24 protein-coding genes are annotated in these 24,714 nt (G+C 60.1%); 13 read left to right on the plus strand and 11 right to left on the minus strand.

What is annotated here, in order from left to right; genetic code table 11:
- Positions 1-83 precede the first annotated feature (83 nt).
- The gene (locus ACA059_RS09175) at positions 84-257 is read left to right on the plus strand and encodes a DUF1427 family protein (RefSeq protein WP_497633510.1); all 174 of its coding nucleotides are present in this window, start codon (positions 84-86) and stop codon (positions 255-257) included.
- Between the two features lie 28 nt (positions 258-285).
- Positions 286-1,242: a quinone oxidoreductase family protein gene (locus ACA059_RS09180; RefSeq protein WP_497633511.1), complete on the plus strand. Its 957-nt coding sequence runs from the start codon at positions 286-288 to the stop codon at positions 1,240-1,242.
- Between the two features lie 95 nt (positions 1,243-1,337).
- Here ACA059_RS09180 and ACA059_RS09185 read toward each other — a convergent pair whose 3' ends face one another.
- Entirely contained in the window at positions 1,338-2,360 is a 1,023-nt protein-coding gene (locus ACA059_RS09185; RefSeq protein ID WP_497633513.1) for a purine-nucleoside phosphorylase, read from the minus strand.
- Between the two features lie 24 nt (positions 2,361-2,384).
- Complete coding sequence (locus ACA059_RS09190) at positions 2,385-3,341, minus strand: nucleoside-specific channel-forming protein Tsx (protein ID WP_497633514.1); 957 nt, start codon at positions 3,339-3,341, stop codon at positions 2,385-2,387.
- 241 nt (positions 3,342-3,582) lie between these two features.
- Here ACA059_RS09190 and selD point away from each other — a divergent pair, with 241 nt between their 5' ends.
- Together selD and mnmH are read left to right on the plus strand one after the other, a co-directional pair.
- Positions 3,583-4,617, plus strand: coding sequence for a selenide, water dikinase SelD (gene selD / locus ACA059_RS09195; protein WP_497633515.1), 1,035 nt, complete (start codon positions 3,583-3,585; stop codon positions 4,615-4,617).
- A complete protein-coding gene (gene mnmH / locus ACA059_RS09200; protein ID WP_497633516.1) occupies positions 4,617-5,720 on the plus strand; it encodes a tRNA 2-selenouridine(34) synthase MnmH in 1,104 nt (367 codons plus the stop codon). Before selD ends, mnmH begins: the two co-directional genes overlap by 1 nt.
- Before the next feature lie 155 nt (positions 5,721-5,875).
- Here mnmH and ACA059_RS09205 read toward each other — a convergent pair whose 3' ends face one another.
- Positions 5,876-6,550, minus strand: a complete 675-nt coding sequence (locus tag ACA059_RS09205; RefSeq protein ID WP_497633517.1) for a histidine phosphatase family protein — start codon at positions 6,548-6,550, stop codon at positions 5,876-5,878.
- Between the two features lie 372 nt (positions 6,551-6,922).
- Between ACA059_RS09205 and ACA059_RS09210 the strand changes: the two genes are divergently transcribed.
- The 3 genes from ACA059_RS09210 (at position 6,923) to hemB (ending at position 9,703) form a co-directional block, all read left to right on the plus strand.
- On the plus strand, positions 6,923-7,636 hold the full coding sequence (locus ACA059_RS09210; RefSeq protein WP_497633518.1) for a glutathione S-transferase family protein: 714 nt from the start codon (positions 6,923-6,925) through the stop codon (positions 7,634-7,636).
- Positions 7,637-7,654: 18 nt separating this feature from the next.
- The gene (locus ACA059_RS09215; protein WP_497633519.1) at positions 7,655-8,497 is read left to right on the plus strand and encodes a PhzF family phenazine biosynthesis protein; all 843 of its coding nucleotides are present in this window, start codon (positions 7,655-7,657) and stop codon (positions 8,495-8,497) included.
- A 231-nt stretch (positions 8,498-8,728) separates the two neighbouring features.
- The gene (gene hemB / locus ACA059_RS09220) at positions 8,729-9,703 is read left to right on the plus strand and encodes a porphobilinogen synthase (protein WP_497633520.1); all 975 of its coding nucleotides are present in this window, start codon (positions 8,729-8,731) and stop codon (positions 9,701-9,703) included.
- A gap of 89 nt (positions 9,704-9,792) precedes the next feature.
- Here hemB and ACA059_RS09225 read toward each other — a convergent pair whose 3' ends face one another.
- Together ACA059_RS09225 and ACA059_RS09230 are read right to left on the minus strand one after the other, a co-directional pair.
- The gene (locus ACA059_RS09225) at positions 9,793-11,322 is read right to left on the minus strand and encodes an FAD-dependent oxidoreductase (RefSeq protein WP_497633521.1); all 1,530 of its coding nucleotides are present in this window, start codon (positions 11,320-11,322) and stop codon (positions 9,793-9,795) included.
- 125 nt (positions 11,323-11,447) lie between these two features.
- Positions 11,448-13,649: a TonB-dependent receptor gene (locus ACA059_RS09230; RefSeq protein ID WP_497633522.1), complete on the minus strand. Its 2,202-nt coding sequence runs from the start codon at positions 13,647-13,649 to the stop codon at positions 11,448-11,450.
- A 318-nt stretch (positions 13,650-13,967) separates the two neighbouring features.
- Here ACA059_RS09230 and ACA059_RS09235 point away from each other — a divergent pair, with 318 nt between their 5' ends.
- A complete protein-coding gene (locus tag ACA059_RS09235; RefSeq protein WP_497633523.1) occupies positions 13,968-15,062 on the plus strand; it encodes a DUF1615 domain-containing protein in 1,095 nt (364 codons plus the stop codon).
- An 80-nt stretch (positions 15,063-15,142) separates the two neighbouring features.
- Here ACA059_RS09235 and ACA059_RS09240 read toward each other — a convergent pair whose 3' ends face one another.
- Entirely contained in the window at positions 15,143-15,505 is a 363-nt protein-coding gene (locus ACA059_RS09240) for a hypothetical protein (RefSeq protein ID WP_497633524.1), read from the minus strand.
- Positions 15,506-15,658: 153 nt separating this feature from the next.
- Positions 15,659-16,453 (minus strand): DUF4349 domain-containing protein, encoded by a 795-nt coding sequence (locus ACA059_RS09245; protein ID WP_497633525.1) that lies wholly within the window; start codon positions 16,451-16,453, stop codon positions 15,659-15,661.
- A gap of 163 nt (positions 16,454-16,616) precedes the next feature.
- Here ACA059_RS09245 and ACA059_RS09250 point away from each other — a divergent pair, with 163 nt between their 5' ends.
- Positions 16,617-17,240, plus strand: a complete 624-nt coding sequence (locus ACA059_RS09250) for a glutathione S-transferase (protein WP_497633527.1) — start codon at positions 16,617-16,619, stop codon at positions 17,238-17,240.
- A 1-nt stretch (position 17,241) separates the two neighbouring features.
- On the opposite strand, the gene ACA059_RS09255 is transcribed toward ACA059_RS09250, so the two are convergent.
- Entirely contained in the window at positions 17,242-17,682 is a 441-nt protein-coding gene (locus tag ACA059_RS09255) for a CBS domain-containing protein (protein ID WP_123366129.1), read from the minus strand.
- A 319-nt stretch (positions 17,683-18,001) separates the two neighbouring features.
- On the opposite strand from ACA059_RS09255, the gene ACA059_RS09260 reads away from it, so the two are divergent.
- Positions 18,002-20,362, plus strand: coding sequence for a DNA polymerase II (locus tag ACA059_RS09260; protein ID WP_497634643.1), 2,361 nt, complete (start codon positions 18,002-18,004; stop codon positions 20,360-20,362).
- Here the strand turns inward: ACA059_RS09260 and ACA059_RS09265 are convergent.
- Together ACA059_RS09265 and ACA059_RS09270 are read right to left on the minus strand one after the other, a co-directional pair.
- Positions 20,327-20,797, minus strand: a complete 471-nt coding sequence (locus ACA059_RS09265) for a DUF1810 domain-containing protein (RefSeq protein WP_497633528.1) — start codon at positions 20,795-20,797, stop codon at positions 20,327-20,329. The two genes, ACA059_RS09260 and ACA059_RS09265, sit on opposite strands and share 36 nt — an antisense overlap.
- 29 nt (positions 20,798-20,826) lie before the next feature.
- A complete protein-coding gene (locus ACA059_RS09270; protein ID WP_497633529.1) occupies positions 20,827-21,648 on the minus strand; it encodes an aldo/keto reductase in 822 nt (273 codons plus the stop codon).
- Between the two features lie 203 nt (positions 21,649-21,851).
- Here ACA059_RS09270 and ACA059_RS09275 point away from each other — a divergent pair, with 203 nt between their 5' ends.
- Positions 21,852-22,601 (plus strand): hypothetical protein, encoded by a 750-nt coding sequence (locus tag ACA059_RS09275; protein WP_497633530.1) that lies wholly within the window; start codon positions 21,852-21,854, stop codon positions 22,599-22,601.
- A 102-nt stretch (positions 22,602-22,703) separates the two neighbouring features.
- Positions 22,704-23,489, plus strand: a complete 786-nt coding sequence (locus tag ACA059_RS09280) for a sulfite exporter TauE/SafE family protein (RefSeq protein ID WP_046047606.1) — start codon at positions 22,704-22,706, stop codon at positions 23,487-23,489.
- A gap of 106 nt (positions 23,490-23,595) precedes the next feature.
- Here the strand turns inward: ACA059_RS09280 and ACA059_RS09285 are convergent, their stop codons facing one another.
- Positions 23,596-23,964 (minus strand): VOC family protein, encoded by a 369-nt coding sequence (locus ACA059_RS09285; RefSeq protein WP_497633531.1) that lies wholly within the window; start codon positions 23,962-23,964, stop codon positions 23,596-23,598.
- 180 nt (positions 23,965-24,144) lie between these two features.
- Between ACA059_RS09285 and ACA059_RS09290 the strand changes: the two genes are divergently transcribed.
- Positions 24,145-24,708, plus strand: a complete 564-nt coding sequence (locus ACA059_RS09290) for a DUF4174 domain-containing protein (protein ID WP_497633532.1) — start codon at positions 24,145-24,147, stop codon at positions 24,706-24,708.
- The last annotated feature ends 6 nt before the right edge of the window (positions 24,709-24,714 follow it).

Consider the following 24,714-nt stretch of genomic DNA (forward strand, 5'->3'; position numbering starts at 1 on the left):
CCGATATTCAGAAGCACTTGGCCGGTGCTCGTCGCTACCGATCTTTAGACTCTGGCCTACCTTAATTAGCCACGGAGTCTGCCATGAGCTACCTCATTTCATTGGCCATCGGTCTGGGCGTCGGTCTGCTCTACGGCGCACTGGATTTTCGTTCCCCCGCACCACCGGCCATCGCGCTGGTAGGGCTGCTCGGCATGTTGGCCGGTGAGAAGGTGTGGCCAATGGGCCGGCAACTGGTAACTGGCTGGATCTCCTGAACCGTTTATTCATTCGAGGGCAACGCTCATGAAAGCACTGCAATTCGACAAGTCCGGTGACCTCTCGGCCCTGCGCTACGTTGAGGTTCCCACCCCAGTCCCCGGCGCCGATGAAGTGCTGGTCCAGATCAAGGCGGCCGGCCTCAACCCCAGCGATGTGAAGAACGTGCTGGGGCGCTTTCCCTACACCACACTGCCGCGGATTCCCGGTCGTGATTTCGCCGGAGTGGTCGTTGAAGGCCCGCAGGCGCTGATCGGTCAGGAAGTCTGGGGCACCGGTCGTGAACTGGGTTTTTTCGCCGACGGCTCGCACGCACAATTCGTCAAACTGCCGGCCAATGGCGTGGCGCAAAAGCCGACCCATCTGAGTTTTGCCCAGGCTGCCAGCCTCGGCGTGCCATACACCACGGCGTGGGATGCGTTGGAGCGCAGTCTGGTGACGGCCGAAACCCGGTTGCTGGTGATCGGTGGCGGGGCGGTTGGCACTGCGGCGCTGGCGCTGGCCAAGGTGCGTGGCGCTCAAGTACTGGCAGCGGCGCGGCGGCCCGAGCAGGTCAAGGATTTGCAGTCTCAGGGGTATCAGACGCTGCAACTGGATAAACCCGAGGATCTCGGCGCTCAGGTGAATGCCGTGTATGCCGGCGGCGCTGATGTGATTTTCGACACCACCGGTTTTTGGCTCCCGGCCTCGGTCCCGGCGCTGGCCGCATTCGGTCGCATCGCGATCATCGCCGCGCCGGTGGACGGCCTGGTGCAATTGCCGGCCCTGGCGCTGTATCGCAAGGGCGGCTCGGTGGTGGGGATCAATTCGTTGTTGTACGGCGTCCAGGCGTGTGCGGCGATGCTTGATCAGTTCGGCACGTTCTTCAATCAGGGCTTGTTGCCGTTGCCCGAGGGCTTGTTTGAATCGCCGTTGGCCGAAGGTCTGGAGCGGTATGCCGAGGTGAGTCAAGGCAGTGGTGACAAGGTGATTTTGTTGCCGTGATTGACGATTAAAAGATCGCAACCTTCGGCAGCTCCTACAGGTGTACGCCGATGCAATGTAGGAGCTGCCGAAGGCTGCGATCTTTTGATTTTGCTTTATGCCTCGGGAACACCGTTCTCCCACGCCGACCAGTTCTTCAAAATCTCCTGCACCAACGGATTCCCCGTCCGGTACAGGTTCTCCAGCGCCGGTACAAACCCACCTTGATCCGCATACTTGAGCAGGTTATCCACCTCACTCTGGCCCGGCGCCGGCCGATCAAAATCAGAACCCGCACGCACCACCGCCAAACGCTGCACATCCACCAAACCTTCTCGACTCGCCCGCAGCAGCGCTTCATAAGTGGAGTTGTCTTCCTGCTGCGTCGTGCAGTACTCACCTTTGTTATCGGTCAGCAGCCTGGTCCAGACCTCGGCGCGCTCACTCAACCGCGTCCCGGAAAACCAGGTATTGCCCGCGAGCGTGTCGCACTGCGTTACTACCGGCGGCTGATTGGCCGGGGCTGACGGATACTTCATGCGCCACGCGGCCGATTCCTTGCTCTCGCTCAATTGGACTTTGTGGCTGAGGGCAAACGCTTTGGCCTGCAACTTCGGGTTGAGTTCGAAGACTTCGGTCTTGTAATCCAGTGGCGGTTTCTCGTTCGGGCCTTTGGTGTTGATGCCGATATAACCGGTCGGCCAGTCTGTCGGCGCGTCCCGGGAGTCCAGCTCCCATTGGGTGCCGAATTCCACCAGATAATGCGCCCACGCGGTGGTGCCGATGGTCCCGTGTTTCGGGCTGATACCGGCAATCCCGGCGATCAGAAAGTAACTTTTGCGCAGGTCGAATTTCGACGACAACGCCAGGGCCAGGGTCGACGCCGCGGCGTTGGTCTGGCCCATGCCGGTGACCATCAGGCACACCTGCTGACTGTTGCAGCGAACGGTCGGGTACTCGGCGGACAGCCCCGGCACCCGCACTTCCTGCTTGAGTTCCAACCGATCAATCCAGTTTTGCGCCTCGGGGGCGAACATCGTGATCAGCATCACTTTCGGCTGGATCGGCGCTTCAATCGCCCAAGCCGTTGAGGAGAGCAGGGCGGCACAGGCCAGGGAAAGACGCGTCATTGCATGCATAAAACCTCCTGATTCAAACAAGTCTTAAAACTGATAACCAATGCCGGCGTAGTAACCCCAGCCGTCGGAACGGGCGCGAAAGTTACCGTCGCCGAAATTCAATTCGCTGCCATCGTCCCAGTTGCCGCCGTTGTGGAAATAGCGGCCGACCAGGGTGAAACGCAAGTGGGTGAACGAGTACAGCAACACGTTGGTGGCGACGGTGGCGTTGGCGGTGCGAGCCGGGTTGTCCTTGTGCAGGTCCGAGCCGAAGTCGAAGTTGGTGAACCCGATGTAGGTCAGTGACGCGCCGTTGCTGAAGCTACTGATCGGCACGATGTATTTGAGTTGGGCGCGATAGCCGTCCCATGAATACTCGTTGCTGGCACCGTAGTTTTCCCACTGGTAGCGACCATAGAAGTTGGCCGACAGGTTGACCCGCGAATGGGTGTCGATGTCGGTGCCCAAACCGCTGTATAGCGTATTGGCACGGTTGGCGCTGTTGCTGCCGTGGTCGTAGATCCAGTCGAAGGCGACGTACCATTCCTTGAACGGCCCGATGGCCAGGCTGCGGCCGGCGAGGTAATCGATGGAAATCCGCGGTTCGTGCTCCATGAACACCGGCGAGCCGTGGTCCCACACGCCTTTGTCATGGCTGTTGCCGATGTCGAAGATCTTCGGAATGTCGATGTAGCCGTACAACTCGAACGGCCCCTTGCGCCCGAAGTACTCGTATTCCAGGTAGATATCGTCGGCCGGTTGCGGGCCGAAACTGATGTCTTTGCTGCCGATGACGGTCAGGTCCTGATTGAACCAGTCCGAGAGGTACACGCCTTTTTTCGGTGGGCTCGCTTCGGGGCTGAGGCTTTCGCCTTGGGCGGATTCTTCGGCGGGGGCGGGTTGCGCCAAAACGGTGCTGCTGAGTAGTCCTGTAACGCTGGCCAGCAGCAAGGAAACAGCAAAGGTGCGCGAGCAAGTCACGCGGCTGGACGTGCGGTGCATTAAAAGTCCCTTTTCGTGCGGATCGAAGGCCCTGTTCTGCGGGCTTGCGCGGTTATGTAGCGAAAACGCTTGTATCAGCGACTCGCAAACGTTTGCACAAGGCATACCAGTTTTGCTCAAGGAACGGAAAAGGCTAGGGAATTGATAGTTTAATTGTCCTTTCGGTCAAGGATTCGCGGGGCCTCGGCGACGATGACGTTGATGTAGACTCTCGGGCAATGACTTCACAAGGTGTGTCCCCATGAGCGAACCGATTCGTCTGACCCAGTACAGCCACGGTGCAGGGTGTGGCTGCAAGATTTCTCCCCAGGTGCTGGAGGTGATTCTGGCCGGCAGCGGGGCGCAGAACCTTGACCCGAAACTCTGGGTCGGCAACGCCTCGCGCGATGACGCGGCGGTGTACGCCATCGATGAAGAACGCGGCGTGGTGTCGACCACCGACTTCTTTATGCCGATCGTCGACGACCCGTTCGATTTCGGCCGCATCGCCGCCACCAATGCCATCAGCGACATCTACGCCATGGGCGGCGATCCGTTGATGGCGATTGCGATCCTTGGCTGGCCGGTCAACGTACTGGCACCGGAGATTGCCCGGGAAGTGATTCGCGGCGGGCGTTCGGTCTGCGATGAGGCAGGGATTCCGTTGGCCGGTGGGCATTCCATCGACGCGCCGGAGCCGATCTTCGGCCTCGCCGTGACCGGTCTGGTGGAAAAGCGCCACATGAAGCGCAACGACACCGCCACCGCCGGTTGCCTGCTCTACCTCACCAAACCGCTGGGCATCGGCATCCTCACCACCGCCGAGAAGAAGGGCAAATTGCGCCAGGCCGACATCGGCTTGGCCCGCGACTGGATGTGCACCCTGAACAAACCCGGCAGCCGCTTCGGCAAACTCGACGGCGTCACCGCGATGACCGACGTCACCGGTTTCGGCCTGCTCGGGCATTTGGTGGAAATGGCCGACGGCAGCAACGTGACCGCTCGCATCGAGTACGACCGCGTACCGCGTCTGCCGGGTGTCGAGTATTACCTCGACCAAGGCTGCGTGCCGGGCGGGACGCTGCGCAACTTCGACAGCTACGCCAGCAAGCTTGGGCGTCTTCAGGAAATGCACAAACGCGTGCTCTGCGATCCGCAGACCAGTGGTGGTCTGCTGGTGGCGGTCACCCCCGAAGGCAACGAACACTTCCTCAAGGTGGCCGCCGAGCTGGGCCTGACCCTTGAGCCGATCGGTGAACTGATCGAGCGACAGACGAACGCGGTTGAGGTGTTTTGATGTCAATCGAATTCACCGATTACCGCGACATTTTCCTCAACGACCGACCGATGATGGATGCCCGTGCGCCGGTCGAATTTCTCAAAGGCTCATTCCCCGGCGTGATCAACCTGCCGCTGATGAATGACCATGAGCGGCAACGGGTCGGCACTTGTTACAAGCAGCACGGGCAGCAAGCGGCCATTACGCTGGGGCACCAGTTAGTGTCCGGTGAGATAAAAGCCGGGCGCATCCAGGCCTGGGCCGATTTTGCCCGGGCTCACCCTGATGGGTATTTGTATTGTTTTCGTGGCGGTTTGCGTTCGCAGATCGTCCAGCAATGGCTCAAGGACGAGGCGGGCATCGACTATCCGCGAGTGGGTGGCGGCTACAAGGCCATGCGAACCTTCTTGCTCGACACGCTCGATCAGGCGGTTGCCCAGTGTGATTTCGTCTTGCTGGGCGGCATGACCGGCACCGGCAAAACCGAAGTGCTCACGCAGTTGCGCAACGGCCTGGACCTTGAAGGTCACGCCCATCATCGCGGCTCCAGTTTCGGTAAACGCGCCACCGGCCAACCCTCCAACATCGATTTTGAAAACCGTTTGGCGGTGGACGTGCTGAAGAAGCGCGCCCACGGCATCGAGCAGTTTGTACTGGAAGACGAGAGCCGCGCGATCGGCAGTTGTGCGCTGCCGTTGCCGCTGTTTCAGGGCATGCAACAGTTTCCGATGGTCTGGCTGGAAGACAGCCTGGAAGGGCGGGTCGAACGAATCCTGCGCGATTACGTGGTGGACTTGTGTGCCGAGTTCATCGGTGTGCATGGCGATGAAGGCTTCGCGCTGTTTTCCGAGCGCTTGCTGGAGAGCCTGAACAATGTGCAGAAACGTCTGGGCGGTGAGCGCCATCGGCGGATGTTGATTTTGATGGAAGACGCGCTGGCGGAGCAGGCGAGCAGCGGGGCAGTGGACTTGCACCGGGGCTGGATCGAAGGGTTGCTTCGCGAGTATTACGACCCGATGTATGCGTTTCAGCGGGAGAAGAAAGGGGCTCGTATTGAATTCGTCGGGGAGCGGGCTGCGGTTCTTGAGTATCTGCGAGAGCGCGTTTCCCAGCGAGGATGATGTCGTATTTGCCGGCCCCTTCGCGAGCAAGCCCGCTCCCACATTTGATCTTTGTCGTACACAAATATTGTGTTCACTGAAAATCTAATGTGGGAGCGGGCTTGCTCGCGAAGGGGGCTTTGCAGACGCTACAAAACTTAAAGCACTGCCGCCCCTTACGTCGGACAGGTCTCCCGCCCATTATCCAGACCTTGCTTGTAAGCGTGGCTCTGCACACTGGCCTTGCCGTTGTGCCAGGTCAGGGTGAGCACGTACAGCGAGTCGTAGTCGCTGGATTCCCAGTCATCGGTGATGTTCTGTTTCTTGCCGACGGCATCTCCAGCAACCTTGTTGATCAGCTCCGGCAGGTAGCCGTGGGACCAGGCGGTGTAGATGACCGAGTTGTGATACTTGTCGTGGAGCAATTCATCGGCAAGGTCGCTGGTGTCGTTGGCCGAGAAATTGATGTTCACCGGCAAACCAAGCTTGATCGCGCTGGGGCTGATGGTCATCAGGGGACGGATGTAACTGTAGGAATTGTCCAGTTCGCCTTCTTCGACATTGCGTGTCGGGTTGGCGGCAAACACGTAGTTGGCCTTGCCGAATTTTTCCGGCAGCAAGGTGGCCAGGTCGATGGCGCGGTTCAGGCCCTGGCAGTTGAGCTGGCCGAGGCCGCCTTCGGGTTTTTCCGCGTGGCGCAGGAACACCAGCGTCTGGGTGCCGTCCGCCTGTTGGGCGCGGCTTTCGCGGGATTCCAGCGCCAGAAACAACGCGCTGGCTGCCAGCAAGACGGGCAGCAGTAAATAAGCGCGATGTTTGAAGCGGTTGGCGAGTTTCAGAGGGTTCATCATTGAATTAAGGGTTCTTCAGCTCATTTCGTTAAGGCTGACAAACCTTTACACCGCGAATTTCCTGCGTCGGGTGTTTTCCATGTCGTTACGCCGGTCCGTTTTCAAAGGAGGCAGTGCTCAGAGTCCTCTGATGCCCGTTTGGTTCGATTCCGGCGAAGAGCGCAGCAATGTACCGGTAACCTTTAACGGGTTGGAGCACAGGTTATCGACAGGATGTTGCGGATTTATGGACACGTTACACGTGGAGGAGCTGCCGAAGGCTGCGATCTTTTGATCTTGCTCATCAGTAATATTGATAAAGGCAAAAGATCGCAGCCTTCGGCAGCTCCTACATTAAGATCGTCACTCTCAATTTCCTCGTGGATCCTCCCCATGACCGATCTGTCCGCGTTCCCGATTACCCAAAAATGGCCGGCTCAATACCCCGAGTGGATCCAGCTTTACTCCTTGCCGACACCCAACGGCGTCAAGGTGTCGATCATGCTCGAAGAGATCGGACTGCCCTACGAACCGCATCGTGTGGGCTTCGACACCCATGATCAGATGTCCCCCGAATTTCTTTCGCTGAACCCCAACAACAAGATCCCTGCGATCCTCGACCCCCACGGTCCGGGGGACCAACCCCTGGCGCTGTTCGAGTCCGGGGCGATTCTGATTTACCTGGCCGACAAGAGCGGGCAATTGCTGGCCCAGGAATCGGCGGCGCGATACGAGACCATTCAGTGGCTGATGTTTCAGATGGGCGGCATCGGGCCGATGTTCGGCCAACTCGGTTTTTTCAACAGATTTGCCGGCAAGGACTACGAGGACAAACGTCCCCGCGACCGCTACATCGATGAAAGTAAACGTTTGTTAAAAGTTCTTGATGGACGTCTGGAAGGGCGCGACTGGATCATGGGCGAGCGCTACACCATCGCGGATATCGCGACGTTCCCCTGGGTGCGCAACCTGATCGGCTTCTATGAGGCCGGCGAGCTGGTGGGCATCAAGGACTTCCCGAACGTCACGCGGGTGCTGGAGCGCTTTCTGGCGCGGCCAGCGGTGATGCGCGGGCTGGAAATTCCCAAGCAAAACGCTTCGATTTGATCAAGACCAAGGCAGGCCATGCACTCATTCGATTTCAAGCAAGTAGATGTCTTCAGCCGTGTTGCGCTCAAGGGCAATCCGTTGGCAGTGGTGTTCGGCGCCGATGAGCTCAGCGATGAGCGCATGGCGGCGTTCGCCAGCTGGACCAACCTCAGCGAAACCACATTCATACTCGAACCGCGCGATCCTCGCGCCGATTATCGCGTGCGGATCTTCACCACCCTGAACGAATTGCCGTTCGCCGGTCATCCGACACTGGGCACCTGCCATGCGTGGCTGGAGGCCGGTGGGGTGCCCAAGGGCGAAGAGATCATTCAGGAGTGCGGCGTGGGGCTGGTGCGGGTTCGTCGACAAGGGACAGAGCTGGCCTTTCTCGCACCACCATTGCTCAAAACCGGGCCGGTGGAGGCGGATGTGGTGGAACGGGTGCGGCGGGGGCTCAGGCTGGAATCGGGGGCGATTGTGCGCACTCAGTGGGTCGACAACGGTGCCGGATGGTTGGCCGTGATGGTCGAGAATCGCCAGCAGGTGCTGGACCTGCAACCGGATCATTCGCAAATGCTTGGCCTGGCCGTCGGTGTCATCGCGCCATGGCATCCCGAGCGCGATGGTGATGACGCACAGTTCGAAGTGCGGGCGTTCATCTCCTGCGATGGCATGCCGGAAGACCCCGCCACCGGAAGCCTGAACGCCGGAATTGCCCAATGGTTGCTCAGCGAAGGACTGGCGCCGGCGTCCTATGTGGTCAGCCAGGGCCTCACCATGGGCCGCGCCGGACGCATTGAGGTCGAGCAAGTAAACGACGAGATCTGGATCGGCGGCGCGGTGGTGACCTGCATCAGCGGAACCTTGACGCTGTGACCTGTGGGAGCGGGCTTGCTCGCGAAAGCGGTGTATCAGTCAATGCATGTATCGACTGACACGACGCCTTCGCGAGCAAGCCCGCTCCCACAAGGTTCTGTGTTAAATGCGCGCGATTGTTGTTGCGGTAATGCAGTCTTGAGCGATCGAGGTTTGTGCCCTGCGCCTTGCAGGGCATAAGCTTCGCCCCCTACGACTTTCGTCTCGTCCTCCGTTTTTCAGGAACCCCTCATGTCCAGTCAGTTCCCCGAAGCACGTCCACGCCGTTTGCGCCGCAATGCGAGCCTGCGCGGCCTGTTCCAGGAAACCGAGTTCAGCTTGAACGATCTGGTGCTGCCGATTTTCGTCGAGGAAGAGATCGACGACTTCGTACCGATCAAAAGCATGCCCGGCGTGATGCGTATTCCAGAGTCGAAACTGGCGGGTGAGATCGAGCGTTATGCCCGCGCCGGGATCAAGTCGGTGATGACGTTCGGCGTGTCGCACCATTTGGACGGCAACGGCAGCGACACCTGGAGCGACAATGGTCTGGTGTCTCGCATGTCGCGCATCGCCAAGGACGCCGTGCCGGACATGATTGTGATGTCCGACACCTGCTTCTGTGAGTACACCGACCACGGCCATTGCGGCGTGCTGCACAACCATGAGGTCGACAACGACCAGACCCTGCTCAATCTCGGCAAGCAAGCGGTGGCCGCGGCCCGTGCCGGTGCCGATGTGATCGCCCCGTCGGCCGCCATGGACGGGCAGGTGCAGGCCATTCGCCGGGCGCTCGATGAAGCAGGTTTCAGCCAAACCGCGATCATGGCCTATTCGACCAAGTTTGCCTCGGCGCTCTACGGTCCGTTCCGTGAAGCCGGCGGCAGCGCCCTCAAGGGCGACCGCAAAAGCTATCAGATGAACCCGATGAACCGCCGCGAAGCCGTGCGCGAATCACTGATGGACGAGCAGGAAGGCGCCGACGCGCTGATGGTCAAACCGGCCGGCGCTTACCTGGACATCATCCGCGACATCCGTGAAGCCTCGCGTTTGCCGCTGTCGGCGTATCAGGTGAGCGGCGAGTACGCGATGATCAAATTCGCCGCCCAGGCCGGGGCGATCGATGAGGATCGCGTGGTGCGTGAGAGCCTTGGCGCGATCAAGCGGGCCGGGGCTGATCTGATCTTCACTTACTTCGCGATGGACCTGGCGTTGGCCGGGATCTGATCAAGATCAAAAGATCGCAGCCTGCGGCAGCTCCTACAGGAAATTGAGTCCACCTGTAGGAGCTGCCGCAGGCTGCGATCTTTTGATCCTCAGCCGAAAAACGGCCGAATCCCGTGATCCCGGAAGTACCGCTCGATCACCTTGGGATCGGCAGAATTGTCGGCAATCGCCACATACGTGTCCGGCCGCAACAGGTAAAACCCGTTACGCCCCAGGCCTGCCGCTTCAAACGCCGGCCGCCAGTCAAACACATGCAACGGCAAATGATGTTCGTGGCACCAGGCGATCATTTCGTCGCTGGTGTCGCCATACACATGCACCTGCCAGGTCGGACACTTCAGCGATTCGAAATTGTCCCCCTCACCGTCATGAGCCCAGGGCAGGCGGTCGCCACCGTGGACATGACCGGCAACGCCCGTGCTCAATGGCATCCCGCGATAATTCAGGGTGATCTGCGATACCGTGCGAAACAGGAATTCGCGGGACGCCTCAAACGATGCCATTTTCGGAATCACGAACGGCGCCAGACGCGTGCGCAGCAAATCGGCCATGCGCCCTTCGGCCGTGACGAAACTGAACACCCGATCGGTGGTGGCGACTAGTTTTCGGGCAAACGCGATGCGCTCGGTTTCGTAAGTGTCGAGGAGTTTGGCCTCAGCGCCGCCGCTCAACACCGCCGCGAGTTTCCAGGCGAGGTTGATGGCGTCGCCAATGCCGGTGTTCATGCCCTGGCCACCGGCGGGGCTGTGGACGTGGGCGGCGTCGCCCAACAGAAACGCACGCCCGGTTCGAAAGTGGTCCGCCACCCGATGATGCACGCGGTAGGTCGAGAACCAGTTCAGTTGCTCGATCTTTACTTTCATATGCTCGATGGCCCGGCTGCTGACGTCTTCAAATTGCAGGGTGTCGACCTGGTCGGCGCGCTCGTCGCGTACGGTGCCGATCAGACGGGCGCGGCCTTCACCGGCCAAGGGAAACACTGCGAGAAAATCCGCTTCATCGAGATCCACGTGCAGTTCGCCGTTGAACGTCGGCCCGCTGGCTTGCACGTCGGCGACGTAGAAAATCTGTTGGTACGTTCCACCGGGAAATCCGGTATCCAGGGTCTTGCGCACGATCGACCGGGCACCGTCGCAACCCGCCAGATAGCAGGCCTGGCAGGTTTCCTCCTGACCATCGGCCAAGCGCAGATAGGCGGTGATGCCGTCACCGGTTTCCATGAAACTCTCCAGCGCCGTGTTGCGCTCGACCTTGATGCCAAAGGCTTCGAGGCGGTCTATCAGCAGCCGTTCGTGTTCGTCCTGAGGAAAGATTTCGAGGAACGCATAGGGTGTCAGGCCTTCGCCGATGCGGCTCAGCGGCAAGCGCGCCACGGGTTCGCCCTTGACCCAGAAGTTCGCCGCGGCCACTCGATGACCGTTCTGCACCACCGCATTGCTGAGGTCGAGCTGGCGATACAGCTCCAGCGTCCGCGCCTGGACGGCCAGCGCCCGCGACGTGGTTCCGGGTGCCGATGTCTTATCGATGATGCGCACTTGCACGCCAAGTTTGCTCAGCCACAGCGCCAACACCAGCCCGGTCGGGCCGGCGCCGATGATCAGTACGTCGCTACGGTTCATGAGCCTGTCTCCTCGGTGTGTGGCTCAAGTATGGTTCAGCTGGGACGGACGGCCAGGTTGTCTGCCAAACGGAAAAAGGCCCCGCAGCCGTGAAGCTGCGGGGCCTTTTCGTAAAACGGTGGTGATCAGAAGTCGATGGTGCCCGACAACTTCGCCACCCGTGGTTCGCCCTGGGTCAGGTAGCCGCCCAGTGCCGATTCCCAGTATTTTTCGTTGGTCAGGTTGTCGACGCCCAGGCGCACCGTCACGTCTTTCTGCTGGACCTTGAACGCATACCGGGCGCCGGCATCGAAGCGGTTCCAGGTCGGCAGGCTGAGGTTGTTCGCCGCATCGGCGTATTGGCCACCGGTGCGCAGCATCCGTGCGTCCAGCGCTACCCCTTGCAGGCCCGGTACATCCCAATCCACACCCGCGTTGAACTGGAAGGTCGGCACGCCGATGGCGCGGTTGCCGTCGTTGAGACCGCCCGCGGTTTTCTTCAGTTCGGTGTCCATGACGGTCAGGCCGCTGATCAGGCGCAGGCCTTCGATCGGCTCGCCGAAGACGTTGAGTTCGACGCCTTTGTTGACCTGTTCACCTTCACGCACAAAGACCGCCGTGGTGCTGTCGATGACTTGGGTGAAGCCGTCGCTCGGTTGCTCGATACGGTAAACACCGAGGCTGGCGCCATAGGTGCCCATGTCGACTTTCACACCGGCTTCGATCTGTTTGGAGCGGGCGGGCGCAAACGCCTGGTTGCCGTTGGTAACGATGCGTCCGCCCGCCGACGTCGGCGAAGTCGGGCCTTCAGCCAGGCCTTCGATGCGGTTGGCGTAGAGCGACACGTGTTCCCACGGTTTGAACACGATGCCGTAGACCGGCGTGGTGATCGACTCGTCATACTTGGAGGTGCGGGTTCCGGTGCCGTAGGCAAAGCCCTGGACCACCAACTGCTGGCGGCGCAGGCCGACGGTCACCAACAGGCGATCATCGAAGAAACCGAGGGTGTCGGACACCGCGCCGCTGCGCACGAAGGTTTTGCCGGTGATGCCGGGATCGTGCAGGTCGCCACCGGAAAAGCCGCCCTGTGGCGCCGGTGTTTCAACCGGATGGTAGATGTTGTTCGGGTAGCGGGTCAGGTCGAAATCGAAGGCGTTGCGCTGTTCGGTCCAGATCCCGGCCAGGCCGAAGTTGAGTTTGTGGCTGACCGGCCCGGTCTGGAATCGGCCGTTCAGGCCCGCCATGGCGCTGGTGTTGTCTTCGTCATGGGGAATGAACGAACCGCTGGTGGTGGCGTTGCCGAAGTTGTCGGTGAGGGTGGTCGAGTTGTAGCGGCCGACTTCACGGGTGTGCTTGGCGCCGGCTGCCGCGTAGGCGGTCCAGCTGTCGTCCAGGTCGTACTCGGCGCGGAGCATGCCGAAGGTGTCTTCGATCTCGGTGAAACCCCATTTCGGCGCGTAGTTGGTGTCGGCCGACGGCGCATCCCGCACGTGCGTTGCGGTGCCGAGGAACACCGAGTTGCGGCCGGCATTGATGCGTTGCTTCTGGTAGGCGAAGTCGCCGGAGATGCGCAGTGCATCGCCGCGATAATCCAGGCCAATGGCGAACAGTTTGGAGCGCTGGTTTTCGTCGTCGATACCGGTGTCGCCTTCACGCTGGGCCAGGTTGATCCGCGCGCCGAAACGGTTGTCTTCACCAAAGCGCTGACCGATGTCCAGATGCTCACCGACCCGGCCGTCATTGCTGATGTCGGTGGTGAAACGACGCAGCGGCACATCGCCTGCGCGTTTGGGTTGCAGGTTGACGCCGCCACCGATGCCGGAACCGGTCGGGGTCACGCCGTTGATGAACGCGTTCGGGCCTTTGAAGACTTCCACGCGCTCCAGTGCATCGGTGGAAATGATCTGCCGGGGCAGGACGCCGTAGAGGCCGTTATAGGAAATGTCATCGCCATTGAGCGGCAGGCCGCGAATCACGAACAGCTGGGCCTGGTTGGCAAAACCGATGGCCTGACGCACCGATGAATCGTTGAGCAGTACGTCGCCGACGGTTTCGGCTTGCTGGTCCTGGATCAGTTGCTCGGTGTACGAGGCCATGCTGAACGGCACGTCCATGATGTCCTGATTGCCCAACACGCCCAGTTGCCCGCCACGCGCCACCTGACCGCCGGCAAACGCCGGGGGCAGGGCGGATGGCGAGGGGGCTTGGGCGTTGATGTTCACATCGTCCAGCACCAATGCTTTGTTACCGTTTTCGGGCGTTGCGGCATGGGCAGTCACGGACAGGGAGCAAAGCAAGGCGAGAAGCGTCGGGCGAAAGGGAGCGCCGAGTCGGGCTGGAGTGATCATGTTTCATTCCTGACGGCGCACAGCCGATGAGAAAAAGAAAGTAACGGCGCGGGAACTCCTTGCGCAAATGCGACTCCAGGCGCGAATGATAGTTTTTCTCAGTAACGCTGCGCAATCGGTTTGTCATTACGGTGAAGGTAAAGGGGTCGAGAAGGCTTTTGTGGCGAGGGGGCTTGCCCCCGTTGCGCTGCGAAGCGGCGCTGAAACCTGAAAAGGATTATTTCTGACACACTGCGTGTACTTATTTTTTTGCGACTGCTACGCAGCCGAACGGGGCGATGCGGCGTTCCGACAAGCCCCCTCGCCACAGAGAGCAACATGCAAGCCAATCGATTGATGATGAGCGTCGCCGCGCTGCTAGTGCTGGCGGGTTGCGGCACTCAGCGCACGCAAGAGCTCCCTGTGCGCAAGCCTGCCGAGGTCAAGGCTGAGATCGTGCGCCTGCTGCCGGCCAAAACCACCGATCGCCAGGGCTGGGCTACCGATATTTACGCAGCATTTGCTGCCCAGAACATTTATCCGTCCACCCAAAACCTGTGCTCGGTACTGGCGGTCACCGAGCAGGAATCGACCTTTCAGGTGGACCCACCCGTACCGGGCCTGGGCAAAATCGCCCGCGAGGAGATCGACCGCCGTGCCGACAAAGCCCACATTCCCGGCCTGCTGGTGAGCGGTGCGCTGCAGGTGAGTTCATCCAACGGCAAAAGCTACAGCGACCGCCTCAATGCGGCGCGCAGCGAAAAAGAGCTCAGCGCGATCTTCGATGATTTCATCGGCATGGTGCCCATGGGCCGGACGCTGTTTGGTGGCTTCAACCCGGTGCACACCGGTGGGCCGATGCAGGTCAGCATCGATTTCGCCGAGCAACAGGCGAAGGCGTATCCGTACCCGGTGGACGGCTCGATCCGTCATGAAGTGTTCAGTCGTCGCGGCGGCCTGTACTTCGGTATCGCCCACTTGCTCGGTTATCCGGTGAGCTACAAACAACCGCTGTATCGCTTTGCCGATTTCAACGCCGGTTGGTACGCCAGCCGCAATGCCGCGTTTCAGAACGCGGTGAGTCGTGCGTCGGGCATACCGCTGGCGCTGGATGGTGACCTGGTCCGCTACGATTCGATCATGCCGGGCACCACGGAGTTGGCGGTGCGCACCCTCGGCAAGCAACTGGGCATGCGCAATCCGACCATTAGGGACCAATTGGAGGAGGGTAAAAACTTCGAGTTCGAGGACACCCAGCTCTATGCACGGGTTTTCGCCCTGGCCGAAAAGGCGGAAGGTCGGCCATTACCGCGTGCGGTGTTGCCGGGGATTACGCTGCAAAGCCCGAAAATCACCCGCAAACTCACGACGGCGTGGTTTGCCAAACGGGTCGATGAGCGTTATCAGCGTTGCATGGCGCGGGCCGGCAAGTGACCGAGCGCAAAAAACAGGCGTAAAAAAACCCGGCTGATAAGGCCGGGTTTTTCATTGAGTACCGCGGTAAAGCTATTCATTTATGCAGCGCGGCTTTCGATCAGACGATCCGAACCACCTTCGGCAACGCGGTTTTCGATCAGACGGTCGGATCCACCTTCGGCAACACGTTTCTCGATCAGACGATCGGAACCACCTTCAGCGACGCGGTTTTCGATCAGACGATCCGAGCCACCTTCGGCAACGCGTTTCTCGATCAGACGATCGGAACCACCTTCAGCGACGCGGTTTTCGATCAGACGGTCCGAACCACCTTCAGCCACACGACTTTCAATCAGATGATCCGAGCCGCCTTCAGCGACAACCGGGTGAGTAGAAGTAGCGGCGAAAGCGTTAACTGCAAAAACCGAGAAAGCGATGCTGAGGATGAGTTGGCGTTTCATGGTGGTGTGCTCCGGGGTGTAGTTGTTGGGTATGGAGCGGATGTTACGCCGCGGATTTTTTATGAGAACTTCATTGCCGTGATGGTGAACATCGACGGCAATGATAGGAAGGACGACGCACTCCACGCGAGGGTGATATTTCAGATCAACGACTCAGGTGCGCCGGCGAACAAACTTGCGCCACAACCAGACCCACAGCATGAACAGTGGGAAGGCCAGAATCAGAAAGGGCAGGGCATAGCTGACTTTTTCCAGCGCATCGGCGGCGCCATCGGCCAGGTTGTCCAGCAAATTGCTGAACGCTTGACTCAGGTGCGACGAGCGACTGCTGGCGCCGGTCGGCAGGAACGACAGCGTGACCCGATTGGTGTCCAGACGGCGCTGGTGTCCGGCGGCGATCTGGGCCAGGGCTTGCAGGTCGTTTTCGATCCCGGCCTGCTCTTTGCTCAAGGTGATCAGATCCGTGACGCTGATGTCTTTGCGGGTCGCCAACTCATCCAGCCGCTGCTGCTGAGCCTTGAGCCGCTCTTGGCGCCGACGAGTGTCGTCCACGGCATCGGCCAGGTCTTTGGCACTGGTGATTCGTTGACCCAGTTCCCCACCCTTGGCCGCCATCGTGACCAGCGGTTCGACGCCAGCGGGGGCAATGCGCAAAGTGATCTCGGCGCGGCCGGCGCCTTGCTCGATGCGCAGAACGTTACAGGCCCCGAAGCGTGCGGTTTCGCAGGCCTCACGTGTGGTCTGCAAGCGCGGCCCGATTTGCGCCTGGGGCAGCAATAGTTGCAGTTCGTGCTCATAGGCGAGCATGGCGCCACCGCGCCCTTGTTCACCGGCTAGACTGGCCGATGACGAGTGTTCGCTCGGCGAGCAGCCACTCAAGGCCAGGCCAGCCAGAAGAAACCCATAGATACGAAGAAACGGGGCGAGACCGCCATCCTGTTGGCGCATGTTCTTTCCTTGAAGTGTGCAGTAGGGCTTGAACCGCGACGGGTAGTCATGAGTGCGGCCCGGGAGGCGTATCTTACCTGCATCGCCCGGCCCAATGGCAGGGAACGTGCCTCGTGCCCAATCGTCTGCTGACTCTATTTTCGTTTCGCCAGGAGCGCGCGATATGTACCAGCTATACGGACACCAGAACTCCGGCGCTGCCGCGATAGAAGCGGCACTGGAACTTTGCGAAATCCCTTACCGCTTCATCGACGTTGAATCCTCTCCCGAGGCGACCCACGCGCTGGAAAAACTCAATCCGCTCAAGCAGATCCCGACCCTGCAATTGCCCGATGGCAGCGTTCTCACCGAGAGCGCGGCGATTCTAATTCACCTGGGGCTCACGTTCCCCAAATCAAACCTGTTGCCGAAAAACACCGCCGCGCGGGATCAGGCCATTCGCGGACTGGTGTACATCGTCAGCAATTGCTATTCGGCCATTGGCATCATCGACTACCCCGAGCGCTGGTTGGCCGAGGCGGATGAATCGTCCAGGCAAAACCTCATGGCCGGCGCCCGCGCGCGACTGCACAGGAGTTGGGAGGTGTTTGCCGATCAGTTTTCGGGCGATTTGTATCTGGGCGACGAGACGCCGGGAGCCCTGGATGTGCTGGCGGCGGTGGTTTCCAGATGGGCGGGCAGTCGGGAAAATTTACGCAGTGCAAGGCCCGGGTTTTTCGCGTGGCTTACGCGCATCGACCGGCACCCGACATTGGCACCGGTCTTTGCGCGGCATTGGCCGGACTGATCTATTCGCCGCGGATGTACTGCTCCAACTGGCGAATCAATTCAGCCTGTTCGGCGATGGCCTCCTTGACCAGGTCGCCAATCGACAGCAAGCCGATTAACTGGCCGTTTTCCACCACCGGCAAGTGGCGCAGGCGTTTGTCGGACATGATGCCCATGCAGGTTTCGACGGTTTGATGGGTGTCCACGGTGATCACCGGCGACACCATGATGTCTTCGACCGGTGTACCGACGGAGGAGCGGCCCTTGAGCACGAGTTTGCGCGCATAGTCACGCTCGCTGATGATGCCCACGACCTCGCCATTCTTCAGGACCGGCAAGGCGCCGACGTTTTTGGCGGCCATGACCATCAGCGCTTCCAGCACCATTTGATGCGGTGCAATGGTGTGGACTTCATGATTCTGTTCAGCCTTTAACTTCAGCAGTTGGGCGACGGTTTTCATGGCAGTTTCTCAGGTGTTGTCGTTGTCCTTGAAGAATCGTAGACACGGGCGCTGAGGGCAAGGCAGAAAACGGCAGATAACGCGCAAAAAACGCCATTCAGCGGTTTTTCTTCGGAAAACCTCGCAGATTCACCATCGAACCTTGTGGGAGCGAGCTTGCTCGCGAAAGCGGTGTGTCAGTCAATGCATGTGTCGACTGATCCACCGCTTTCGCGAGCAAGCTCGCTCCCACAGGTTACGAGTCGTCAGATCAATCTGCGCTGTGCCTCATCGATGACGCGTAGAATTGCGCCTTGAATCAAATCTTGAGGTTGCAGTGGTGGATTTACAGCGGGGCTTCGTCCTGACCCGGCATTGGCGCGATACCCCGGCCGGTACGGAAGTCGAGTTCTGGCTGGCGACCGACACCGGTCCCCAGCGGATCCGCCTGCCTCATCAACCGTCGGTGGCGTTCATCCCCGCAGCCCAGCGCGAGCAGGCTGAAGCGCTGCTGCGCGGCGAAAAGAACGTCGAGCTGCGGCCGTTGGCGTTGCTGGATTTCGAGCACCGTCCGGTGCTTGGCCTGTATTGCCAGCAGCACGGCCAGTTGATACGCCTGGAAACCGCGCTGCGCAAGGCCGGCGTCGACATGTTCGAAGCCGACGTGCGCCCGCCGGAACGCTACATGATGGAGCGTTTCATCACCGCGCCGGTCTGGTTCAGTGGCACACCGAACGCCGAAGGCCTGCTGCTCGATGCGCAGATGAAACCCGATCCCGACTATCGCCCGAGCCTCAGGCTGGTGTCCCTGGACATCGAAACCACCGCTCAGGGCGAGCTGTATTCCATCGCCCTGGAAGGCTGCGGCGAGCGCCAGGTCTACATGCTCGGCCCGCCCAATGGCGACGACAGCGAGGTGGATTTCCAGCTCGAATACTGCGATTCCCGAACCCTGCTGCTGAAAAAGCTCAACGAGTGGTTCGCACGCCATGACCCCGACGCGATCATCGGCTGGAACGTCGTGCAATTCGACCTGCGCGTGCTCCACGAACACGCCCGGCGCCTGGCGGTGCCGCTGAAACTGGGGCGTGGCGGCGAGGAAATGCAGTGGCGCGAACACGGTAGCCGCAACCATTACTTCGCCTCGGCCGCGGGCCGCCTGATCATCGACGGCATTGAATCCCTGCGCTCGGCGACCTGGAGTTTCCCCTCGTTCAGCCTGGAAAACGTCGCACAAACCCTGCTTGGCGAGGGCAAGTCGATCGACAATCCGTACCAGCGCATGGACGAAATCAACCGCATGTTCGCCGAGGACAAACCGGCCCTGGCCAAGTACAACCTCAAGGACTGCGAGCTGGTGACGCGGATTTTCGCCAAGACCGAGCTGCTGACCTTTCTGCTGGAACGGGCCAGCGTCACCGGTTTGCCGGCGGATCGCAGCGGCGGCTCGGTGGCGGCGTTCACGCACCTTTACATGCCGCTGATGCACCGCCAGGGTTTCGTTGCGCCGAACCTTGGGAACAAGCCTGCGCAGGCCAGCCCCGGCGGTTTTGTCATGGATTCGCAACCGGGGCTGTACGAATCGGTGCTGGTACTCGACTACAAAAGCCTCTATCCATCGATCATCCGGACCTTCCTGATCGACCCGGTGGGCTTGATCGAGGGGCTTAAACATCCCGATGACAGCGAGTCGGTGCCAGGCTTTCGCGGTGCGCGTTTTTCCAGAACCCGGCATTGCCTGCCCGCCATCGTCGCCCGAGTCGCCGAAGGTCGCGAAACCGCCAAGCGCGAACACAATGCGCCGCTGTCCCAGGCCCTGAAAATCATCATGAACGCCTTTTATGGCGTGCTCGGTTCCAGCGGTTGCCGCTTCTTCGACACACGCCTGGCGTCGTCCATCACGCTGCGCGGTCACGAGATCATGCTGCGTACGCGACAGCTGATCGAAGCCCAGGGCCACACGGTGATTTACGGCGACACCGACTCGACCTTCGTCTGGCTGCGCCGTGCCCATGGTCAACAAGAAGCCGCGCAGATTGGCCGCGCGCTGGTGGATCACGTCAACCAGTGGTGGCGCGAGCATGTGCAGCAGCAATACGGTCTGGAAAGTGCGCTGGAGTTGCAGTTCGAAACCCACTACAAGCGCTTTCTGATGCCGACCATTCGCGGCGCCGAGGAGGGCAGCAAGAAGCGCTATGCGGGGCTTGTGACCCGCGCCGATGGCACCGACGAAATGGTCTACAAAGGCCTGGAAACCGTGCGCACCGACTGGTCGCCGCTGGCCCGGCAATTTCAGCAGGAACTGTACCTGCGCATCTTCAATCGCAAACCCTATCAGGATTATGTGCGCGACTACGTGCGCAAGACGTTGGCGGGGGAGTTCGATGATCGCCTGATCTACCGCAAGCGCCTGCGCCGCACCCTCGATGACTATCAGCGCAACGTGCCGCCCCACGTGCGGGCCGCGCGGATTGCCGATGATTACAACGACCAGCAGGGCCGTCCGCGGCAATACCAGAACGGTGGCTGGATCAGTTACGTGATCACCGTCGCCGGGCCCGAACCGCTGGAAATCCGCAGCGCGCCCATCGACTACGACCACTACGTCACCCGGCAACTGCAACCGGTGGCGGACGCCATTCTGCCCTTCGTGGACGACGACTTTTCAACCTTGATTGGTGGGCAGTTGGGCCTGTTTTGAGTCGAGCAGCAACAACGTCCAGTCATCCAGGATGCCGTGGAAATACTGGTCAAGTGCTCGATGAAAGTCGCTGTTAGCGCCGGCAACCTGGGCGAACAGCGTCATGGAAGAGTGAAACTTGAGATCGTCGGGATGGCCGAATATGCCGGCAATCGAGCTTTTTTCGATGTTCAGCACCATTTGCGTGCAGGTGCGCAACCGTGAGCCCAGCAGTGGATGATTGAGGTACGCCGCAGCTTCCTCTTTGGAACGAATGGCAAAGTGGCGGGACATCTCGCTGCCGCCCAATCCTGCGAATTGCGGAAAGATGAACCACATCCAGTGACTGCGCTTGTGGCCGGCGATCAGCTCGGCCTGGACCCGTTTGAACACCGGGTCCTGTGCCTGGATAAAGCGTTGCAGATTAAAGGAATCGTCCTGATCAGTGCTTCTCATGCCGAAGCCCTCTGACAGACTGCGATGGCTCAGACCATGGCCAACCGCTGTTTGCGTTGTGGCGCGCGAAACGCCTGGTCCAGCGCCTCCAGATCCCCAGCCTCCAGTTGCAATTGCGCGGCTTGCGCGTTGAGTTGCACGTGCTCGGGTCGGACCGCTTTGGGGATGGCGATCACACCTTCCTTACGCAGCATCCATGCCAGCGCTACCTGGGCCGGTGTCACACTGTGACGGGCGGCTATTTGTTTGAGCGTTATATGGTTCAGCATAGGCCCACCCTGACCGATCGGACAGTAGGCCATGACCGGCATTTGATGCTGTCGGCTCCAGGGCAGCAGATCAAACTCGATGCCGCGTTCTTCCAGGTTGTAGAGCACCTGATTGGTGGCACAGGCTGGTGAGGCCAGTTCCTTCAGGTCGTCGACATCAAAATTGGAGACGCCCCAGCGACCGATCTTGCCTTCTTCGCGCAGGCGTTCGAAGGCTTCGACCGTTTCTTCGAGGGGATACTGGCCGCGCCAATGCAGTAGGTAGAGATCGATGTAATCGGTATCCAGCCTCCGCAGGCTGCGTTCGCACGCCTGGGGGATGCCTTTGCGGCTGGCGTTGTGCGGGTAAACCTTGCTGACCAGAAACACTTCGTCACGTCTGCCGGCGATGGCTTCACCGACCACTTCCTCAGCGCCGCCCTCGCCGTACATTTCAGCGGTGTCGATGAGGGTCATGCCCAATTCGATGCCAAGGCGCAATGCCGCCACTTCCTGGGTGTGCCGGGAACGGTCTTCTCCCATGCGCCAGGTGCCTTGGCCGATGACCGGTACATTGACGCCGGCCAGTTCGAGGGTCCGCATTCAAACCTCCTTTCTGAATTTCGATCGATACTCCAGTGGGCAGCAGAATAGCCCGGTGGTTCCGTCGAGCACCAGAAAGGAGGTGTCCCGGGTTGCCAACGCTTACGGACCGTCGGCACTGCACTTTTTCAGGAATCAGGGCTCTATCTTTGGCCAGCCTGCGGCGATCCCCACCGCCGGCCCATGCCCAAGTTCAAGAACCCATGGCTCGAGTTTTACCCCGCACCCCCCCACCAATCCGCCGCCATTGCCTGCTGTTGGCCTGCTTGTCGATGCTCGCCGCCTCCGGGTGCAGCCAGCAGCAGGGCAGCGACATCGTTAGCCAGTTCCGCGAAGGCCAACCCCAGGAATTCCTCCAGACCAGCGTCGACCGCATGGCGACCCTGGCGATGCGCGACAACCTCGACAGCCTCTACCTGCTGATGAGCAAGCTTTACCTGCGCAACCCGGACGAGCTGAAAAAATCCGGCTTCCTCGACGCCCGCACCGCTGGCAAGCAAGTGCGCATGGCTATTGAACAGCAACAGCCGCTGCCGACCCTGGGTGGCAAAAAAGACCTGGCAGCGCTGAGTTATGCCATGAGCCCGGAGTTTCTCGGCGACCGCGTCGGTGCCTTCATCTATGCCATCGGCAGCATGCTCGTCACCGCCCACGGCAATCGGCTCGAGTTCTATATGACGGATGCGATCAATCCGACGTTCGTCAGCAACGCTGCCCGCAACATCGAGAAAGCCACCTGGATACTCAGCCAGCGGCAAAACAAAAACGGCGAGCCATTGCTGTTCTCCAACGAAATTTCGGAGGAGGGCAGCAACCTGAGTTTCGCCGTGGAGTTCGGCAAGATCGTCGCGCGGCTGGATCTGCTGACGCAGATGCTGGACGAGCGCTACCGACGGATCGGCTTGAATTACGCGCAGAGTTTGCTGTTTTTGAATTTCTTGCCGGTGCAATGAGCGAAGAAGTGCATAAAGATAGATCGCATCGATATAAGTGGTTATAAGAAAAATCGCTATGCTGCGGGCCAGATTTTTCATGCGTTTTTTGTGGGCGTGTTAATGGAATTCGGTAATTTCGGTTTAGTCGTGGCAGGTCTGGTGGTCGGCTTTATTGTCGGGATGACTGGGGTCGGTGGCGGTTCGTTGATGACCCCTATTCTGTTGTGGTTCGGTGTCAATCCGGCCACCGCAGTGGGGACGGATTTGCTGTACGCGGCGATTACCAAGTCTAGTGGCGTGCTGGTTCATAGAAAGAACAAGAACATCGACTGGGCCATTACCGGTTGGTTGACCCTCGGCAGTGTGCCGGCGGTGGCGCTGACGTTGTGGTTCCTGAGTACCTTGCAAACGTCGCCCGAGGCGATGAACGCGGTCATCAAACAGGCTTTGGGCTTTGTCCTGTTTGCCACGGCGCTGGCGATTTTCTTCAAGAAACGCCTGCTCGATTTCGCCCACAAACGTGCGGGCGGTCATTACAACCCCAGCGGCAACCGCTTGAATGCGCTGACCGTGATCACTGGCCTGGTCCTCGGCACCATGGTTGCCCTGACCTCCATCGGCGCTGGCGCCCTGGGCACCGTCGCGTTGTTCATTCTCTATCCGCTGCTGCCTACTCGCCGCCTGGTGGGCACGGAAATCGCGCACGCCGTACCGCTGACCCTGGTGGCCGGCCTCGGCCATGCGAGCATGGGCAACATGGATTGGCACGTGCTGGGTTATTTGCTGATAGGTTCGCTGCCGGGGATTTACCTGGGCAGCCACCTGACTGGCCGCATCTCCGATGAAGTGCTGCGACCTTGCCTGGCCACGATGCTGGTGCTGATCGGGTACAAACTGGCGTTTTGATTCCGCCCCTCCCAGAAACAAACCCAAAAGCCTGCTGCTGATTCTCAGTGGGCTGCGCACCGCCACAAGGTTGGCTCGAGCACTGCGAGGTGCTGGCGGGCGCGGCTTAGGCCTGGGTCAGAATCTCCAGCAGATGCCCGTCCGGGTCATCGAAGTAAACTCGCCGGCCACCGCCGTAATCGTTGATCTCGTTTGGTCGTTGTTTACCGGGGTCGGCCCACCAGGGTTGCTGTCGTGCTTGCAAGCGGGCGAAGGCCGCATCGAAATCGTCGTCACCGATCAAAAACGCGTAGTGCTGGGAGGCAATCGGAGGGTCATTGTCGTAGAAGTCCAGCGACACACCGTTGTCGAACTTGACGATCAGCATCGGGCCGAAAGGTTCGGGGCTCGGCAGGCCGAGGATGTCTGCCAGATAGTTGGCTGATGTCTGCTTGTCGCGACACCAGACGATGGTGTGGTTCAACTGAGCGCTCATGCACAGGTCCTCACGGCGGATCAGGGCTTGGTTGTTGAGCTGTGAGATTAGCTCAGCCTGTTGCGCAATGACCGCCCTGACCTAAGCTTGGGGCAAGGCGAGACACAATTGCGGTGCGTCACCCGGAACGAACGCCGCGATGCGCAATCATTAGAGCGTGGATATCAAAAGGAGATGCGCATGCTCATCAGGTCATTGACCCTGACTACCCTGCTGGCTTTCGCCGGCCCCTTGTTCGCTGCCGATGACGGCTCACCGCTGGATATAGACAAGGGCAGGGCCCGGCCACTGATTGTTATTGCTCCCAGCACCGTTGACCCGGTTTGGGTGGGCCTGAAAAAGTCGCTGGGCGATCCGGCCAACAAGGAGGGTGTCGCCCAACGCAATATCAGGGTGTACACCGTGCTGAACATGTTCGGTCAGCTCGACGGCAAGGATCTCGGCCAACAGGACACGATGGCACTGATTCGCTCGCTGAAACTCGGTGCGGGAGCGTTGCCCAAAGTCATCCTGGTGGGCAAGGACGGCGAGAAGAAGTTCGAGAGTTCGGGGGATGAATCAAGATCGGTCGATTTGAAGAAAATTTTCGACACCATCGACGCCCTGCCAGCGACCGAAAAAGAAGCCGCAGCACCGACGGTCGCGACGCCCGTTGTAGCGGAACCTGCCGCCAAGGGTGCCAAAGGCGCAAAACCGGGCAAACCGGCGAAGCCTGCCAAACCTCCTGAAATGCCGGATGATTAAACGCAG

This window comes from Pseudomonas sp. LBUM1647, from assembly GCF_059716175.1.

What these genes read in the sequence shown, in the direction of transcription:
- ACA059_RS09175 (WP_497633510.1), top strand. Translation starts at nt 84, where the DNA reads ATGAGCTACCTCATTTCATTGGCCATCGGTCTGGGCGTCGGTCTGCTC.
- ACA059_RS09180 (WP_497633511.1), top strand. Translation starts at nt 286, where the DNA reads ATGAAAGCACTGCAATTCGACAAGTCCGGTGACCTCTCGGCCCTGCGC.
- ACA059_RS09185 (WP_497633513.1), bottom strand. Translation starts at nt 2,360, where the DNA reads ATGCATGCAATGACGCGTCTTTCCCTGGCCTGTGCCGCCCTGCTCTCC.
- ACA059_RS09190 (WP_497633514.1), bottom strand. Translation starts at nt 3,341, where the DNA reads ATGCACCGCACGTCCAGCCGCGTGACTTGCTCGCGCACCTTTGCTGTT.
- selD (WP_497633515.1), top strand. Translation starts at nt 3,583, where the DNA reads ATGAGCGAACCGATTCGTCTGACCCAGTACAGCCACGGTGCAGGGTGT.
- mnmH (WP_497633516.1), top strand. Translation starts at nt 4,617, where the DNA reads ATGTCAATCGAATTCACCGATTACCGCGACATTTTCCTCAACGACCGA.
- ACA059_RS09205 (WP_497633517.1), bottom strand. Translation starts at nt 6,550, where the DNA reads ATGATGAACCCTCTGAAACTCGCCAACCGCTTCAAACATCGCGCTTAT.
- ACA059_RS09210 (WP_497633518.1), top strand. Translation starts at nt 6,923, where the DNA reads ATGACCGATCTGTCCGCGTTCCCGATTACCCAAAAATGGCCGGCTCAA.
- ACA059_RS09215 (WP_497633519.1), top strand. Translation starts at nt 7,655, where the DNA reads ATGCACTCATTCGATTTCAAGCAAGTAGATGTCTTCAGCCGTGTTGCG.
- hemB (WP_497633520.1), top strand. Translation starts at nt 8,729, where the DNA reads ATGTCCAGTCAGTTCCCCGAAGCACGTCCACGCCGTTTGCGCCGCAAT.
- ACA059_RS09225 (WP_497633521.1), bottom strand. Translation starts at nt 11,322, where the DNA reads ATGAACCGTAGCGACGTACTGATCATCGGCGCCGGCCCGACCGGGCTG.
- ACA059_RS09230 (WP_497633522.1), bottom strand. Translation starts at nt 13,649, where the DNA reads ATGATCACTCCAGCCCGACTCGGCGCTCCCTTTCGCCCGACGCTTCTC.
- ACA059_RS09235 (WP_497633523.1), top strand. Translation starts at nt 13,968, where the DNA reads ATGCAAGCCAATCGATTGATGATGAGCGTCGCCGCGCTGCTAGTGCTG.
- ACA059_RS09240 (WP_497633524.1), bottom strand. Translation starts at nt 15,505, where the DNA reads ATGAAACGCCAACTCATCCTCAGCATCGCTTTCTCGGTTTTTGCAGTT.
- ACA059_RS09245 (WP_497633525.1), bottom strand. Translation starts at nt 16,453, where the DNA reads ATGCGCCAACAGGATGGCGGTCTCGCCCCGTTTCTTCGTATCTATGGG.
- ACA059_RS09250 (WP_497633527.1), top strand. Translation starts at nt 16,617, where the DNA reads ATGTACCAGCTATACGGACACCAGAACTCCGGCGCTGCCGCGATAGAA.
- ACA059_RS09255 (WP_123366129.1), bottom strand. Translation starts at nt 17,682, where the DNA reads ATGAAAACCGTCGCCCAACTGCTGAAGTTAAAGGCTGAACAGAATCAT.
- ACA059_RS09265 (WP_497633528.1), bottom strand. Translation starts at nt 20,797, where the DNA reads ATGAGAAGCACTGATCAGGACGATTCCTTTAATCTGCAACGCTTTATC.
- ACA059_RS09270 (WP_497633529.1), bottom strand. Translation starts at nt 21,648, where the DNA reads ATGCGGACCCTCGAACTGGCCGGCGTCAATGTACCGGTCATCGGCCAA.
- ACA059_RS09275 (WP_497633530.1), top strand. Translation starts at nt 21,852, where the DNA reads ATGGCTCGAGTTTTACCCCGCACCCCCCCACCAATCCGCCGCCATTGC.
- ACA059_RS09280 (WP_046047606.1), top strand. Translation starts at nt 22,704, where the DNA reads ATGGAATTCGGTAATTTCGGTTTAGTCGTGGCAGGTCTGGTGGTCGGC.
- ACA059_RS09285 (WP_497633531.1), bottom strand. Translation starts at nt 23,964, where the DNA reads ATGAGCGCTCAGTTGAACCACACCATCGTCTGGTGTCGCGACAAGCAG.
- ACA059_RS09290 (WP_497633532.1), top strand. Translation starts at nt 24,145, where the DNA reads ATGCTCATCAGGTCATTGACCCTGACTACCCTGCTGGCTTTCGCCGGC.